This is a genomic window from Pseudomonas sp. MWU12-2319, from assembly GCF_023242525.1.
Taxonomy (GTDB): Bacteria; Pseudomonadota; Gammaproteobacteria; order Pseudomonadales; family Pseudomonadaceae; genus Aquipseudomonas; species Aquipseudomonas gingeri_D.
On sequence record NZ_JALJES010000025.1, the window covers coordinates 80678 to 96451 of the forward strand.

16 protein-coding genes and 1 pseudogene are annotated in these 15774 nt (G+C 54.3%); 4 read left to right on the plus strand and 13 right to left on the minus strand.

Annotated features, from left to right (window positions below; all coding sequences use genetic code 11):
- Positions 1-259 precede the first annotated feature (259 nt).
- Together M5C01_RS29425 and M5C01_RS29430 are read right to left on the minus strand one after the other, a co-directional pair.
- On the minus strand, positions 260-2107 hold the full coding sequence (locus M5C01_RS29425) for a UvrD-helicase domain-containing protein (RefSeq protein WP_152741854.1): 1848 nt from the start codon (positions 2105-2107) through the stop codon (positions 260-262).
- On the minus strand, positions 2104-4398 hold the full coding sequence (locus M5C01_RS29430) for an AAA family ATPase (protein WP_152741853.1): 2295 nt from the start codon (positions 4396-4398) through the stop codon (positions 2104-2106). Before M5C01_RS29430 ends, M5C01_RS29425 begins: the two co-directional genes overlap by 4 nt.
- 238 nt (positions 4399-4636) lie before the next feature.
- On the opposite strand from M5C01_RS29430, the pseudogene M5C01_RS29435 reads away from it, so the two are divergent.
- Positions 4637-4918: pseudogene (locus M5C01_RS29435) on the plus strand (DNA polymerase V subunit UmuC); the annotation flags it as partial.
- 40 nt (positions 4919-4958) lie between these two features.
- Here the strand turns inward: M5C01_RS29435 and M5C01_RS29440 are convergent.
- Both M5C01_RS29440 and M5C01_RS29445 read right to left on the minus strand, forming a co-directional pair.
- Positions 4959-5687, minus strand: coding sequence for a hypothetical protein (locus M5C01_RS29440; protein WP_152741852.1), 729 nt, complete (start codon positions 5685-5687; stop codon positions 4959-4961).
- Between the two features lie 180 nt (positions 5688-5867).
- Complete coding sequence (locus M5C01_RS29445) at positions 5868-6203, minus strand: hypothetical protein (protein ID WP_152741851.1); 336 nt, start codon at positions 6201-6203, stop codon at positions 5868-5870.
- A gap of 250 nt (positions 6204-6453) precedes the next feature.
- Between M5C01_RS29445 and M5C01_RS29450 the strand changes: the two genes are divergently transcribed.
- Positions 6454-6774, plus strand: coding sequence for a hypothetical protein (locus M5C01_RS29450; protein ID WP_152741850.1), 321 nt, complete (start codon positions 6454-6456; stop codon positions 6772-6774).
- Positions 6775-7180: 406 nt separating this feature from the next.
- On the plus strand, positions 7181-7381 hold the full coding sequence (locus M5C01_RS29455) for a hypothetical protein (RefSeq protein WP_152741849.1): 201 nt from the start codon (positions 7181-7183) through the stop codon (positions 7379-7381).
- A gap of 61 nt (positions 7382-7442) precedes the next feature.
- On the opposite strand, the gene M5C01_RS29460 is transcribed toward M5C01_RS29455, so the two are convergent.
- The 4 genes from M5C01_RS29460 to M5C01_RS29475 all read right to left on the minus strand — a co-directional run bounded on the left by M5C01_RS29460 (position 7443) and on the right by M5C01_RS29475 (position 9308).
- Entirely contained in the window at positions 7443-7736 is a 294-nt protein-coding gene (locus M5C01_RS29460) for a hypothetical protein (RefSeq protein WP_152741848.1), read from the minus strand.
- Between the two features lie 169 nt (positions 7737-7905).
- Positions 7906-8373, minus strand: a complete 468-nt coding sequence (locus M5C01_RS29465) for a hypothetical protein (protein ID WP_152741847.1) — start codon at positions 8371-8373, stop codon at positions 7906-7908.
- Between the two features lie 115 nt (positions 8374-8488).
- Positions 8489-8800 carry a hypothetical protein gene (locus M5C01_RS29470; RefSeq protein ID WP_152741846.1) on the minus strand — a complete coding sequence of 104 codons (312 nt, stop codon included), beginning with the start codon at positions 8798-8800 and terminating at the stop codon, positions 8489-8491.
- A gap of 160 nt (positions 8801-8960) precedes the next feature.
- Positions 8961-9308 carry a hypothetical protein gene (locus M5C01_RS29475; protein WP_152741845.1) on the minus strand — a complete coding sequence of 116 codons (348 nt, stop codon included), beginning with the start codon at positions 9306-9308 and terminating at the stop codon, positions 8961-8963.
- A 526-nt stretch (positions 9309-9834) separates the two neighbouring features.
- Between M5C01_RS29475 and M5C01_RS29480 the strand changes: the two genes are divergently transcribed.
- On the plus strand, positions 9835-10131 hold the full coding sequence (locus tag M5C01_RS29480; RefSeq protein ID WP_152741844.1) for a hypothetical protein: 297 nt from the start codon (positions 9835-9837) through the stop codon (positions 10129-10131).
- Positions 10132-10293: 162 nt separating this feature from the next.
- Here the strand turns inward: M5C01_RS29480 and M5C01_RS29485 are convergent, their stop codons facing one another.
- From M5C01_RS29485 to M5C01_RS29505, 5 genes are all read right to left on the minus strand, one after another.
- The gene (locus M5C01_RS29485) at positions 10294-10752 is read right to left on the minus strand and encodes a hypothetical protein (RefSeq protein WP_152741843.1); all 459 of its coding nucleotides are present in this window, start codon (positions 10750-10752) and stop codon (positions 10294-10296) included.
- Positions 10753-11016: 264 nt separating this feature from the next.
- Positions 11017-13656, minus strand: a complete 2640-nt coding sequence (locus M5C01_RS29490; protein WP_248764432.1) for a DUF2235 domain-containing protein — start codon at positions 13654-13656, stop codon at positions 11017-11019.
- The gene (locus M5C01_RS29495; RefSeq protein WP_152741842.1) at positions 13641-14162 is read right to left on the minus strand and encodes a DUF3304 domain-containing protein; all 522 of its coding nucleotides are present in this window, start codon (positions 14160-14162) and stop codon (positions 13641-13643) included. The genes M5C01_RS29490 and M5C01_RS29495 overlap by 16 nt, the downstream gene beginning before the upstream one ends.
- Positions 14163-14661: 499 nt before the next feature.
- Positions 14662-14991: a hypothetical protein gene (locus M5C01_RS29500; RefSeq protein WP_152741841.1), complete on the minus strand. Its 330-nt coding sequence runs from the start codon at positions 14989-14991 to the stop codon at positions 14662-14664.
- 88 nt (positions 14992-15079) lie between these two features.
- A complete protein-coding gene (locus M5C01_RS29505) occupies positions 15080-15709 on the minus strand; it encodes a hypothetical protein (protein WP_248764433.1) in 630 nt (209 codons plus the stop codon).
- Positions 15710-15774 lie beyond the last annotated feature (65 nt).

Genomic DNA, 15774 nt, shown 5'->3' on the forward strand with positions numbered 1-15774 from the left:
AGTACGTTATTTCTCAGCTATGACTTGGCTCTATCATGCTAATCGTTGCGCTTCGTTCGACTGACCGCTTCTGGCCGATTTCTGCCTGTCACCAAGGGCAGAAATCGACCCACAGCTGCCCCTCACAATGGGCAGAAACCGGCCAAAAGCAGCCGCTGGCGGAAGCCCTGCTCAGAAAAGGGAGCTCGCTCATATAGCCTCACTATGGCGCTCGGAAGCGTCTACGCAACTATGGCGACTCAATCCTAGGAGGAAGGCCTCACAGGATTTCGACCTCGCTCTCATGAAGCCAGCCAGCAGCAATAACGTTTCGCTTGGCGAGTGTAGGCTGGGGTGTGTATACGACAATCGCCAGGCTCTTTTCAGCCCGACTACATGTCACGTAAAGCAGCCTACGAGTACGTGCTAGTGCGTTGTCCTTGCCGTCACGCTCGTTGTCCCGGTCAGTCTTTGTTGGTTCTTTTACACCCAGCAATTTGTCGTAGCTGAATAAGAAACCGCCTGCCTCTTCATCGTTGATGACGACCATGACTCGTGGAAACTCCAGCCCCTTTACCCCTTGATGTGTACCGTAGGGTGAAAGACCATCCGCATAACTCGCAAAGGCTGCCAGCTCCGAAAATGGACGCTCAAGGAATAGCTGATAGGCGTAGTTGGTCATCGCGTTCGTATCTTCAGAATCTGGAGCCTCACCAGGAGCTCCCAACACCATTGCCCCAACCAGATTTTCAGGGACATCAAGTAGTTGGGTTTGCAACAGAAGCGTTGCGACCTCGCTCAGTGTTGGATCGTTTCTTTCGAAAAGAGAGAGCAGGGCGTGCGTCGCGTCCTCTACACGCTGCATGTGGGCCGATTGATCCCCTGTTGATTGCATAGCGTCCTTACTGAGCAAGGGAGAGCGAGAGCGTACTGCTTCAAGCAGAAGGAAGTGATCGTCCTTTGCGGTAAGGATGGGAAGAACGCCTTCGCTGAAAACGCGAAGTGCGGGCAGGGTTCCATCCAGCAAACCTGTTTGAAGGTGCTCAACCGCGTGTAGGGGCGTGAACAGCTTCTCGAACCCCATTCGCCGTCCAGCCATCTTATGTTCGAGGATCAAGGTCTTTCGGCCTTCAGGGCCGGTAGCCCATTCTCCGTCGTCGGTGATTGCAGCCATCGAATGAGCGATTCCTTCCTCAAGATTCGGTGCCTGTTCTTGGCTTTGACTAATGCAGTACATGCGCACTACACCTTCAATGGCATCAGGTTTTGGGGTCTGCTGATGAGTGTCTGCAGTGCTTCGAATCACGTTGATAAGGTCTACCACCCTACGAGGGCAGCGGCGATTAACGACCTTTTCAGGTTTCAGCCAGTCACCCGGTATCGCTTTATCAAGGCGCGTTACTCCATGGCCGTAAATCTGTTGCATGGTGTCGCCCAGCAGCCCCAAGCAGAAGCGTGTCTGCGCCAATTGCTGGACTTTCAGAAAAGCCTCCATTACTGGAGCGTGGGTGTCCTGACTTTCGTCGATCAATACAACTGGGTAGCGGTCTACTAGAACATCCAGCAAAGGGTGTTCAGGAACGAATGCTGCAGTTAACTTGAGGACCTCATCGTGATTAAGTGCTTGCCGCTCTCTGTTGTCGCCAGCGGGGCTGTAGATGAACTTCGTAATCTCGTCAAGAGTCTCAAGTCTGCGTATTTTGCTTTGTAGCTTCCGTCTGTTTGCTCGAGATGTTTTATTGTCGCCTCTCGAGCGTGCTAGCTCGCCCTCGATCTTCTCAATGTCCTGGGAAAGTTTGATCCTTAGCCACTCTCTGATCTCGTTGTCGAATCCTTGGATTAGGCGCCAGGCGAACGCGTGAATGGTCGAGACTTCCACGAGTGGATCAAACTCTAGCCTCCGAAGAATCTCATCGCAGGCTGCGTTTGTATAGGTGATCACCGCAATGCGCCTGCCCTCGAATGTCAGGCGTTCTCGCTCGCGACTTTTGAGTTCGCGGATAGCTTCGACGAGTGAGTGGGTTTTTCCTGAGCCAGCACCTGCGTAAAGAAAAAAACTCTTCGGGTCTGCCAGATTCAGGCAAGCCTGCATAATGGTGTCGGCATCTGCGATAGCTGCCTCGCTCATGGCGTTACCTCCGCGCCCTCGGGTGGAATTACCAGCAGCTCTTTTTGCTTGCTTCGCAATTTGGACTCAAGCCAGTTGAGGCCTTCACAGATGTATTCAGGGATTTCGAGGCTGGGAAAGTTTTTGTCGCCCAAAACGAGCAACACAAACTCTGCTTTCTTTCCTTCGCGTAATTCGTTGAAAAACCCTTCTCCAACGGCTTCCGATGTTTGCGCTTCATTCAGAACTTTTACGAAAGCCTTCATCAGACCAGTACCGTTTGTCTTTTCCGCAAAGTGACCAGCGTTGCTAAGCACAAAGCTGTCTTCAAAGGTATTTGGAAGAGCTTGTATTGCTTCACCAGTAGCGGGCAGGTGGGTGGAAATAGGAGTTTGATAGGCGATGCGTACCGAGTACAGGTCGTCGATTTGGTGCTCTTTTTGGTTCGCTGGCAGCTCAAGCAGCTCATCCACTGTGCTGCCCAGATGCATCAGTTTCATCCAGCTCCGCAATGTCGGATTGTTCGTAATCTGATCTGCGTTTCTTTGCACCGGTTTTGCAGCTTTATTAAGCCCTGCATCGAGGTCTGTAATAACCAGGGTGAGGATGCCAAGGGCGTCAATTAAAGGCCTTAGTCGGTGTGCGTGACTGCCACCGATATCGAGAGTTGTGATGTAGCAGCGGTCAAGGAATGGAAACTTATTTCGCAAAAAATGCGGCAGCATCATTCGCTCTGCTGAACCCTCTACCAAGATGACTGCGTCGGCGAAGAATATGTCCGCGTGCTGTGCCCGCAGATACCTGGTTACGAACTCCTTCGTCTTTGTTCCCTCGCCGAACACGTTAGAGAGATTAGAGACCGTCGACACCGGTACACCGATGCCATACATCCCAGCTGGGAGTCGCCTGAAATACCTAAGGTTCTGGTACTCCACTTCATGTGTTACATGGCTGGAGTGCGTGCTCACCAAAAGCTGAGTCTTCAGATTTGGGTAGCGTTCAAGCAAAGCGTCTCGGCATAGAACTTGGTAGGCGTGCCGCACGAACACTTGTTGCACTTGAACATGAAGGTGGGCTTCAGGCTCTTCAATGAGCACGAGGTGGATGGGCTCGACGCGGTCTATTACTTCCGTGCTGGCGGCCCTGGTTTTTCTCAGCCACTCGTCCCTGAAGCCCATCAGCCGGAAAATCATAGATATCAGGTTTTGATATCCCAACCCGTTAGCGGTCTCTGGTAAGTGAAGAGGAGGGGCTCCTGGGGCGCCTTGGATTGAATCCAACTCAAAAAGGACGGCCGCTTCATGATTCATGCCGTCAGTTGTTGCCAGGCGACTTGCGACTTTGATGCGTGGGTCATTGCGGCCGGGGTAGCCCAATCCCTCGACCTCTCTAATAGCAGGTTCGAAGCTGCTACCTAGCTTCGTATCGAATGCCGACTGGGCTGCTTCTATCGCCCGCAACGCTTCGAGATCTGAAATATCTGGGCTGTCACCTGGATCAAGGTGTCGGGAGTAATAAGATCTGAGTTGTTCCGAGAGTTTTCGAGCGCCGCTGGGTCTAGTGCTATCGCCTTGATTGTCGTCCGAATGGTCGCCGAATCCCCGCTGTGCATTGATTTCATGTACTCGAATTAATCCACTGAGAGGATTGCTTTCCAAGGGCAGGGCAGTAGGGCTCAATTGCTGCATTTGCGCCATTCGAGTCGACTTGTCAGGCTTCTTAAGTTGTTGTGGATCTAGGCGGTACCAACGAATCTTGAATTTATCTCCCAGTCGACGGTTCAAGTAATCATGAAGGCTCTGCGGCCATAGTGTCAGCGGGCTACCAGGCGGGTCTTCGTTCCCTAGAGCGTCCTCAAGCTCTGCAACCCTCGCGCGCTCCTTGCGATAGTCCGTGTACAACGTATTCATATCATCTGGTTCAAGCAGGAAACGCATTCCCACAAGCCCCCCGCGCCACTCAAAGCTGGGTATGAGATCGCGGATGAAGTGGAACTCTCCTTGATCTGCCGACACCCAGATATCCAGACTAGGGAGCCAGTCGGCCCAGTCCTTAGCTGTAGGAATTTCATAGTTTGCTGGTGGGTTCTCCCACTCCTTCCCAATCTCGTCCAGCTTGGCGAGATGACAAAGAGTCAGATCCTGGAGCCGAAAAGCAGAAGCCTTCGAAACCAAAAATCTCCGGAGTGCCAGCATGGCGGAGGATTTGCCGCTGTTGTTTGCACCTACAAGCAGCGTGGTCTCATTAGCGAAGTCAATTCGGACAGAAAGCAGTTTTCGGAAGTTAGATATCTCTACGTGCTGGATGCGCATGGGTCGTCCTTGAAAGCCTGAGGAGTATCAATTTGCCATCAATATAGCTAGCTGGCTATAACAATCAAAGAGAGAACAATGGAGACAGATTTATTTTTTGGCCGGTTGCTGCCTAAGACATGGTCTGTGCGCACATGCTTCGGGAGCTAAGGTCGCCCCGTCACTCTTGAGTCATGCGCTACACATTTCTTCGTAAGAAGCATCAACGACCGTGGTGTGCTCATCCCAAGCAATTTTCGGACGGAAGATGACAGAGCACCTGGAAGGGATGGGAATCAGAACCGCCTGGTAGCTCTCACAGGCTGATCCCTGGGCGCTGCGCAAGCACTTCAGCGTTGTGGTCTAGAAGACGGCCCGTGAGCTGAGAGGGACGCGGTGCCTGGAACTGGATGAGCCCGATGCACCCAAGCAGGAGATCTGCTGCAGTCGGATGTTCGGGCAGCGCCTGACAACCTTGCCACTGATCAAAGAGGCCGTGGCCACTTACATGACGCGAGCCTCGGAAAAGCTCAGGACCCAGCAATTAGCAACTGCTCAAAAATTTTTTCGGCCGGAGAGGATCAGAGGGCGGCGCGGATCCTCTGCAACGGACTGAATTCTTTGACCCATACCTCAACTGCATTACGCTCGCGCAATTGCCGTTCGAACAATTGTTTGAGCTCAGCGTTGGCGCATACGGTTCTGCGTACCATGTCGAGGTACTGATTTCGGCCTTCGCGAAGCGTGCGAATTTCCTGTTCCAAGATCTCTGCAACCTGCGGATTCTCTGGGGGCGGGATAGCATCGAAGTCTGGTAGCCGAACGAGAGGTGATGACGCCGACGGAGCAGGCTTCAAGAGCCGAGTGAAATGGGCACATGACTGCTCATACTGTGCTTGGAGTTCTGGACCGCCTTGGGCGAAACGTAGGTTCAGATGAAGCTGTTGTTGAGCTCTTTCGAGTGCTTTTTCCACAGCCAGGTGCTCGGTATAAATTGCTGCCCGTAAAGGTTGAAGCGTACGCATCACGACCTGATGCGTACTCAACTGATCGATGACCGTACCTACTCTGCCATTAATTATAGCTTGCAGAGTTGAGGGCCCATTATCGGTTTGGCGCTGGGCCGAGCTGAATACCCAATAGCTGCCCCAGATGGTCAGCAGTTGCAGCAGTATCAGAGGGGTGGTGTAGATGACGACCAGAGTGAACACTGTCCAAGCGAGGCTTGTCAGCAACTGTGCACGAGAGCCCACCTGTGCGGTGATAAATATGCTCGCTGCGATCAATATCTGAAAAATGATAATAGACATCCGTCTGTCCCTGACGATAGGTGAAAGTGATTCCATTTTGGCAGGCTGTCTCATGACGGTGCCAGCCGCCAAACTATTATGAGGCCGATATACCGCTGTGGCTCAACTGAGCTTAACACCACCTTGAGTATCTTCTCGGTTCGAGCAGGTATCAGGCGATCATCAGGGGGGAGGTGGGAACTAGGATTTTCCGGGTAGATGATTATGTGAGCGTCTTATTGAGTCTGCGAGCTGCGCGGCCTTGGCACGCAGATCACTGAATTTCTCGTTCAACTCGACATATCCCGGTTTCCAGCAGAGGACGCCATTTACCCGGCTCTGGCCAAGAACAAGATCGTTGAATGAGCCCATACCACCATAGGCCGCCCGAAGGTGCTCAATGGCGGACTCATCAGTATCCAGCAACCGTGTCCTAACCTCGAGCATCCACACGCTCCAGTTAGCTTCTCCGTCGCTCTCAAGGAGTAGTGCAAGCCGATCCATTACACCGATCAGCTTTTCGGTCTCAGTTTCCATTTTTTCATGGCGTCCAAGGTGAGATGTTGTGCTAGCGAGGGAGTAGGGGAGGACACCGTTCAGTGTTCCTCACCTGTCTTGCGGTGATTGCATAACCTACGGGGTCGCTACTGGGCTGTCCACGGATCACACCGGCAGCCACTGCTATTGGACATTGACCCCATGCAGATTTACACCGATCACAGCATCCTGCGGCCAAAACTGATAAAATCCATTAGCTTCCTAAGTAAGTAGTGATGAGACGTCCACAATGAGTAATGAACTGAGCGAGGAGGAGATGCGCTTGGCGCTGTTTGGTCCCTCCGACCCAAGCACCGATCCTGTACCAGAGCCAGAACCAGCATTCGTACCCACTCCTGAGCCAACCCCCAAGCCTCGAGGTGTTGCGAAAGCACTCTCCCCAAAACTGCGAGTCACGATGCGCGCGACCAAGCAGTTTGGCGGTGACGTCGAGGTGCTGACCTATGATGCCAATACCCTGAGTACCTTCATCGCGGAGCAAGAGGCCAAGGCCGAGGCCAAAAAGAAGAAGTTCCGGTATTTCGAGTTGGTGTCGATCAAACCCATCTAGCTGCAGTGATTCAGCTCACCGGATAGCTAGCGTCGGTGGAGTCGGCGTCCTACCTTCTACTTGCACGGATTGGGTTGGAACTGATATTCCCAACCGCGGCGAGCTTGAAGGTGGGATTCAGTACTACAAGCATGGCTACGGATGCGCAGTGAGCCTCTCCACGGGCGCAGTAGATTTTGACTTTGGGGATCAAGGTGAAATCGATGGGTTCGACGTATGGCGTCTCACTGGCTTTGCCGACTCGAAATTGCCGGAGTACGGCTTTGCCACAGAGGACGCACTCAAGGAGTGTTTCAAAGAAGAGGTGGCAGCAGGCTCTCTGGTGTACTCGGGGTACATCCTTTACTACCTTGCAGATGCCGCTCATCCACCCTCGGTTCAAGCACGCAGGCGCAGGAAACGTTAGTTGGAAATCGAGAGCGTCAGTTACGACGAGTTTCTCGACCTATGGGAACAAGGGGCGTTTGATCAGCAGCGACTGGGTCAGGCTTTCTACAACCATTTTCGTCTGCATCAACTCGCTGACCAATCCGTTCTCCAGGGACTCTATGAGACCGATGCCGAAAAGGCCAGCGTCGTGATTTCCCGTGTTTTTCGGATTCAGTAGCTTTCGATGTCCACCACCAGCACAGCATGCGAGATGCGATCCTCATGACTTGACTGTGGCATTAGCGTTGTTCCGGCTGGATCAAAATCGGAAGATCATCCTCATGAACTCCTTCGTCTCTCAACCTAGCCCTCACCCGAGCAGTTTCTTCTACGACCTCAAAATTGCAGTCCAGGGGGATGTAGACTTGGTCCCATAGCTCAAGCACGAGATACTGAACACGGTAGCCATTGGACCGCAGAAATTCCCCAAACTGCTGATCCGTGGGACGTGAGAAGTCTGAGCACCAATACGGCAGTTTTTTTGAAAAATAGCCTTTGGCGATCACTAAGTGCTGACGAAAAGTCTCATTCATGGCTATTCATCCTGAATGCGGTGTTGGCGAGATGCTTGGCAGTGACAAGGTCACTGCAAAAATACGTATCGTCCCATCGAGCGTTAGGGCTACGTTTGTGAGCGAGCCTCCATAGCCGGATGGTGATCGTTGTTTGTGTGCCGACTTCGCCAGGTTGAAGCTCCACTGATCAACTAGCGAGAGCTTGCTGAATGTCAGATATTGATCCAACCCAATGCTGTCCATCTTCGTACGAGGTAAAGCCCATTCGTAGCCCAAACGCGGCAGCATTTTTGTTGGCGCATTCGATAGCGAGGAATTTGTAACCAAATTCTGGTGCAAGCGCCACGAGCATTTCAAGCAAATCCCGTCCATGTCCTATCCGTTGCTCTTTGAACATTAGTCGCGCTAGCGTTATGCACTCCCTAGGCCAAAAGCCATTAGGGCGTCCGAAAGCTCGGAGGTAGAGATCGTATTTTTTGGTACGGGCTGAAATAGTGGAAAAGGACCGGGCTAGGTTTTGATTAACATACCGAGGCTTGTAGGCGAAGCGCTCGATAAGAAAACTGGCAAGGTAGGGCTTCAAAGCTTCACAGCTTTGTTCGGCATAATCATGCCATTCATCGTCGCTAGCACCGAGCTTAGGAACTGTCAGCATCGTCTGGGTCTTCCTTGTTAATGTGAAGCGCGAAGTATAGACATCAATCTGGCTCTGGCTTTTGCAGACACTGCTGTTAAGAATCGAGGAAACCAGTTACGACACGTTTCTCGACCTATGGGAACGCCTGCACCGACTGACTAACCAAACCGTTCTCCAGGGGCTGCATGAGACCTATAGCAACACGCCCCCAATGGATGAGTTCATGACTCGCCAGCTTGCTCATCGCATCTGTGATCGGTGCGGAGACACGCTCACCAATTACTGCCCCACCGTCGAAACGCTGTCGGCTATCGGTGCATTTCACGAGCAGGGTGAACAGGCTGTGGTCGACGAGATAGTCAGGCGTGAGGGTGTCGACCCGGCCATCATTTGGGAGTACTTCCAGCACCGGATGAGTCTGGTCTGCAAACAGAAAATCGCCCATTGCTCGTTCTGCGGCGGGCAACTGAGAACCTGGAAAGCTCGACAATGCATGCACTGCCTTAAGGATTGGCACTGATGCTCAATGTTGCCCGGCAACCGAAGACCTGAGTCGTGATCAACAAAACGGGAAGCCAGGCTTCCCGTTCATCTGCAGAGCGCTGTCAGCTGTTGAAGCCGACGGCCTGCCCATCCAGGACCGAATCCATCTTCAGCTGTGCCAGTTCAATCAGGTGCACTACACCCATCGCCACCTTGCGGTTCGAGCCGGCTTGGTTGTCGGCGTTTTCATAGGCGGTTGCAGCAGCGGATTGCAGAATGGAGTAGACATTGGCCAGGGCGTCTTCCTGACTCCCAGGGTCATGCCGATGATCATGCAGCACAGCGATAGGGGCCGATTTCGAACCCGCGTCCGGACCGATGTTGTAGTGAGACAAAGCTCGGTCGGCGATACGAGGGTCGATGGTTTCAGAGTTGGGTGTTACAGGTGGGTTGGGGGTGACCTTGAACATGGCGAAATCCCGATATGTAGGTGGAGCTGCCACCATTCGCTCGCACACGAATTAGGGTGGCAGCCATACGCAGGTGTGCAAGACCGGGCATATCGGACCCCGGCAGACTCGAAAGTCTCCTGCGCACGGCCACCATTAAGCAGGAGTCGCAGGCATAGGATTACCTGCCGACACAGCTTGTTTGAGGGCGCGTGAACACCGATATGACCGGACTTGCACGTCCGTATCATCAATTGTGTGATGACGGGTCAAGACTATCGGCGACATTCGGCTCAAACAAGCGGCCAGGATTTTCTAGGAAATTTCACTCAATGGAAAGGGAGAACTCTTGCCGATCACTGAAATTGCCGGCTTCCGTGAGAGGCCGCGAGCGGTGCAGACCCTGTGTTCAATCCTGGTTGAAAGGGACCGATAATGGATGGCTGACTTCGAGCTTGTGCGAGCGGTAGCATTGATCGCCCTATCGCTGTATAGCAGCATACCGCTCGAGCCACTCTCTCTCCCTTACACCGCTGCCAGGAGGCCTATGCCTGCGGATCTTGATCAACTACTGAAAAGCGTGTGCGATGAGCAGTCCTTCATCCGATTCCTAGAAGCCCTTGGCTCTGATTTCGCCCAGGAACGTTTATTGGAAAAGACCTCGCCATCATCGCCTTATGGATCGGGCGCCTTGGGATGGGTGAACGTTTCTGTTGATGCGTTTTTCGATGCCGCGACCTCGTGGGCGACGGCCAGTACAAGGTGCTCCCCGACAGATGCTCCCGTGTCTAATGCCTGGCAACGCTGCGCAAGTATTCTGTTGGCCGGTAAGTTTTATGAGTGAGTACGTGGTTGCCATTTGAAGGAATGCCGAACCTTCAATTGTACCCACATCGGGCAGATAGCAATCGATCACCAGGGGCTACCATCGACCCGATGGCTGCCATTCGTCAAAGCCCCCTGAGGAGCAGACGCTGACCTGGCGAAGGGCAGGGGTGGGGGCCGTCTAGCTGATCCCGGAGGTCGCTTTTATAGCGCGCTCATAGGCGGCCGAGCTGAATATAAACGGCCCAACGTTGCAGATTATGCGCAGCTCTTCATACCCCGTTTCGTAAGCAAATGCTTCCCACACAATGCCGGTGCTGCTCTTGCGAATGAGTACTGAGTAGGCGCCGCATCCGATATCGCCACACTCCGGGCAGATGTAAATGAGAACCCGATTCGGCTCTACTTCCGGTTGATTGCATCGCAGAAGGCTTGTGCCAAAAAGACGATTCTGTTGTGACGCCCCTGACACGAAACCGCTCATGAAGTCAGAGTGCCCACCGTCAGCTGATACAAGAATTTCCAGTAACGAGCGCTCGTCGATTCGGAAGTCGGAAAAGCAACGCTCAATAGTGGTACAGCCGTTTGATGAACCTCCGGCGCGAATGGTGTCCTGGAAGGTGAGCGTGTTGAGCTGCATGTCGTGGCCCTTGCATGAAAACAATCGCGATTACACACATTGAACGTGACTGAGGCAAGGCTTAAGGGGAACCGTCCGGCCAGTACCCACTCCCGACGCTCCTCCAAATTGGTCAAGATAGTGGACTGTTGTGGTTCAACTGAGCCGGACACTACCTTGAGTTTCCGATCTCGGCACGGTGGGGAACCGCGATCTCGCCGACACTCCAGACGACAATCGATCTTCATACGTGGAAGCTCAACAAGGTCAGCGCCCAGTTTTGGCCTAACTAACAGGGGCCCCAGCGGCCTTGCTGATCTGTGCGAGCCAGGCGGTTCTGTCCTTTTCCGGCATCGCATTGAGCGTGCCGAGCACCTTGCCCAGTAAGCCGTTGGATTCCTTTTGTCTCTGGGCTGCCTGTTCCTGAGCTTCGCGCTCAGCCTCGGCGGCTTGCTGCGCCTTGAGGATCTCCATCAGTGTCGCGGTATCGGCGTTCTTCTCACTCAAGACCGGCGGCAATGGCAACGCCTCCGCCAGTTTCAGCACGCTGCCCGTGTCTCGGGTGAACTCACGCACCGAGTCCACGTTTTCAAGCATCGGCAACGCAAGGTTGGTGAGGCTGTCGAAGGCACTGATTTCTGGCATGCCGACCTTGCCACGGAACACTGGAATTCCCAGCGAAGGCAGAAACAGCCCCACCAGATAACGTGGGTCGCGGCGCTTGATGCTCAGGCCAATGCTGCCCACCGCCACGGCCACGCCGATCACTTGCCCCGCCGTAGCCAACAGCGACAGCCGCTTGTTGGACTCATCGTCAAAGAAGATCGCCCGATAGCGGAAGTAGTCGCTCCAGATCTCGCGCTCGCCCAGGGCCGCGTTCATGAACCAGGCCCGAGAGTCGTGCACCTGATCGTCAAACAACGCGATGATGGCCTGGGATTCTTCGTCATCCTGGGGCTGGCCACGTTCGTTGAACAACCGCTGATAGTTTTCCTGACCCTCCTTGCGCATACGGGCGTATTCCTCGGCCTCGTCCTGCTCGTTGGTCAGGTACACCAGGCCGCCCAATAGAACGTTAAGCGTCTTGGCACCGAAAATCGGCCAATCGTCCTCGGACAGGCCCCAGCTCGGTTTGTAGTCGCGGGCGAACTCATCCATCGCGCGCTTCAATTGCCGTTCATCAAGGCTCGGCTCAAAGGCTTTAGCGGTGTTGAGCGCAATAGGTTGCCGGGCTCCGACGCGTTGTTCGTAGTTGCGCTTGATCTCCTGGGCCTCTTCTTGTTGTTTTACCGTGGCCTCACTGCGCTCAGGTAAGGACTCACCGCGTCGAAGGGCGGCATCGTCCTTGAGCTGCAACTCGTGCAGGAACTCGAAGGCCTTGATCTCTTCATCCGTCATGTCTGGACTGGGTCCCTCCTGGCGGTAGCCTCGGACATGCTGGAATGCCTTCGTGTTTTGGAACAAGCCGTGGGCATACCGATTGATGCGCCAGCCAGTGATCAAGGCGGCTTCACGGTCCATGACTTCTTCCAAGGGACCGTTGTCCTGGGCGAAGAGCCAGTGGTTGAAGCGGTCGATCAGCGTTGGGCTGACGGTAAACTCAAGCTCAGTGCTTTCATCCATGGCTATCCATGGGCGACGTTCACGCTGAATTTTGCTGAGTGCGTCTCGCGGAGCCTGCAAGGGCGCCCCGGTCTGATAAGCCTCGTGGTACATATGGTGTAGCGCAATCTGCGACAACACTTCTTCGGATCCAGCCAGGGATTTGCCTTGATCACCGGGCGGATACCCGCCGCCCACATCGGAATGCATACCGGGATAGAGGTACTCGAAGGTGTTGCGGCGGTAGGTCGAACGACAGTTGGGGTCCTTGGAGTTGGCTTTACGACGGATCGAATCCAGAGGAAAACACGCCCGTTGCTCGTGCGCGGAGACCAGATGCACGCAGCGCTCCAGAAACTTCTCGGAATCCGATAGCCGCAGCGAACCGTCGGCCCAGCCCATATGCCCAGCGGCAAAGGGGGCAACATAGGCCACGCCAACCGAAGCCACGGTGTCAAACAGACCCAGAAAGGCAATGCTGATAGGCAGTCCGGCGAACAGATAGCAGGTTTCGCCATTCACCTCGACCTGGGTCAGGGCCTCAAGCCAGGTGGCAAAGGCTCGGGCCTCAGCAGCGCCCCGTGAAAACCCATACACATACAGGCGCAACGCCTGGATCTCAGGAATCGCGCTACGGGCATGCATGTCTTCAATCTTTTTTTGCAATTCCAGCAGTGGCGCCTGTAAGGCTTGCTTACGCCGGGTATGGCTGTCCTTGAACAGGGAGGCACCAAGCATGTCCTCTTTGACGGTCGTGCCCATTTGCTGGACTAAGGCATAGGCGTCCTTGGGATTAAGACGTGGCTCACCACAAGCTCTTCTGAGTACATCGATCAGTCGGGTCAGGCCCCAGTTGACTCGATTTTCGCCGCCGATTGCCCCCTTCAGGCCCCAATCCTCGGGCTCAAACTCACCGATTTCTTTGAACTCAGTACCGACGCCTTGGATGTAGTAAGCATAAAACCCCTCATCCTGGACGGATTTGTTATCGGTGCTACCCAGGCTGGCATGGAACAGCCGCGCCACATTACTGGTAGAGGGGGGTGAAGTAAGTTTATCTGACGGCTCATGGTTGTTCGTGCCGTCAAAGCACAAAGTGATGTGCAGAATGTCCATGCACCGGCTGACATAGGTCAGGTTGTTGGCTTTGGCAGTCGCTCGCTCCTTTACGTTTATCTGATCGATCAGTTGATCTCGAAGCCTCTGGTTTCCCGCGACATCCTGACCGTCCTGGGGCAACAGACCTCCTTTTTTGAACGGTGACATCCGGGCTAGAAATTCGGGGGGCAGGCGTTTTGTTTCAGTGTTCACGGTGCTGGACATGTCTTGGGGACCTCCATTTTTCGGGGGTAGTTGTAGGGGTAGCCCGGCTTACCGGGCAACTGGGCAACAGCAGAAACCAGCACTTGATCGCAGGGCATGAAATGAACATCAACCACACCCAACTCCTCATACGGCGCCACCTCCACGATGGCGCGGTGGCGGGTGTATCCAGTCTCATGTTTCTTTGCGGCTTTGAACCAAGCCTCTGAATAGCGAGGCTTTGGCCAGTTGACGGAGGCCCCTACATTCGGGTCCTTTTCCCACTCGACCACCACCTTCAAACCGGGGCGCCATTGAGTCGGCAGTGGGACGCAACAGGTCTGCTTACCGCCTCCGCCATAGGGCCCAACATTCGGCCCACCGTTGCCATTGACCTGAAAGTGATTGATCGCCGCTGAGGTGTGGTTGATCCCCTCAATGGGCGCGCCGAGAATCTTCGGGGCTTCCTTGCTGCAACCTGGCAATGCGAGTACCAGTAGCACGGCGGACAGATACCAACGCTTCATGGCAACACCTGATCAGTCATCGGCTCAGGGCGGGCTTTCCAGTGCAGTAACACAGCCTCATTTTTGAACGCTGACACCCGGGCCAGAAACTTGGGTGCTACGCGCATAGTTTCGGTGTTCACGGTGCTGGACATGTCTTAGGCAACTCCATTTGCGAATTGAGTATTGGGGGAGGGGGGGGAATGGAACTACGGCTCGACAGTGCAAACCGGCAGCTGCTCGCCGGGTATGAAATGAACATTGCTCGTGGGGAAATAAGCATCGATCGCTGTCAGCAGAGGGAGACTCAGTTAAGGTGAAATACGACTGACCATAACGTGTATTAGCTGACTTGATCTGTAGGGATGCGGCCGAACTATTTGTGGGTAGTTTCTTTAAAGGATGTCGCTCTTTTTTCTTAAGGCAGTCGCTCGTAGTCGTCATGGACGCCTATCGCAGGCATAAAAAAGCCCGACATCGTCGGGCTTGAGTGGGGGTGTTGCCGTAGGGCCGGCCGAGGTTATGAATCAACCCGCTCGTCCTTGAGTGACAGAAGCAGATACGGCGTCTCTGGGTCTGTTTCCACCAAGTTGAGCGTCAGCTCCAGGGAGGACTGTTTTGTGCGACTCCCGGTGCGCAGCCGCTGATAGAGCCCGAAATGAACCTGCCGAGCATCTGGTTGCCGGTGATGCGCTTTGCTCACGGCGTGCAGCAGATCCAGCAGCCGACTCTCGTAGGTTGAACCACATCGGTGCTGATTGCTCTGCACCGCTTTGTCCCAGGCCAGTGGCGTGACGGACAGTGAATACTTCATCGCACTGACGCGATCTTGGTTCAGTTGTGGGGACATGAGATTTCTCCAGTTCAGAGAAACCACCGCCCCGACCGGGAGGTGATTTCCCGGTGACGGTTATTGAGGCTTTATTCAGCCTTGAGTATCAGTAGGTGCAGCAGGTGACGCCTGTATCGTCGAGTGCCTTTAACGCAAACGCTCGCCATCTGGGTGAAACCAAAAAGCCTTTCAGCTCCGTGGCTTTTCGGCGGGCAAAACTTGCCGAGTCGTAAGAGTCCGAGCGCATGTCCTCGTTGGCTTGTGCGAGCAATGCCTCTATCTGTTTCTCAAGCGCACAGACTTCTTCATCCGTACGACAAGGACGTCGCCAAACGATCTCAGAGGGGCCTACAACACCTGAGAGCACCCGTTGAACATCAGCGCGTGCACAGATCACAGGGCCTCGTTTACAGGCTTCGGACGGGGTGTAGTAGACCTCGACCGTGCGTGGATCGAACGACTCCGCTGCACTCAGTTTCGGATACGCATGCAGCTCCTCGAACCGTGAGGTACAGAGCACAATGGCGTCTTCAATCAGACCCGCATGCCCCACCTCGTACGCGCCGGTGACTTGGTAGTAACCCACACGCGGCGCTTCTTCCGGCAAGCGCATGACACCGCTGCAGATGATCGTGAACTGCCGTTGGAACGCGTCCAGGCGCAGAAACGAATCGGGGACGTAAGGGTTCCGAATGAACGGAAACGGTAGGCACAGCACATTCAGTAGCTTTCCCATAAAGCACTCCTGGGGGCGGGACTGAGCTCGCCCCATAGGGCGAGAATCCCTATGGATGGATGTGA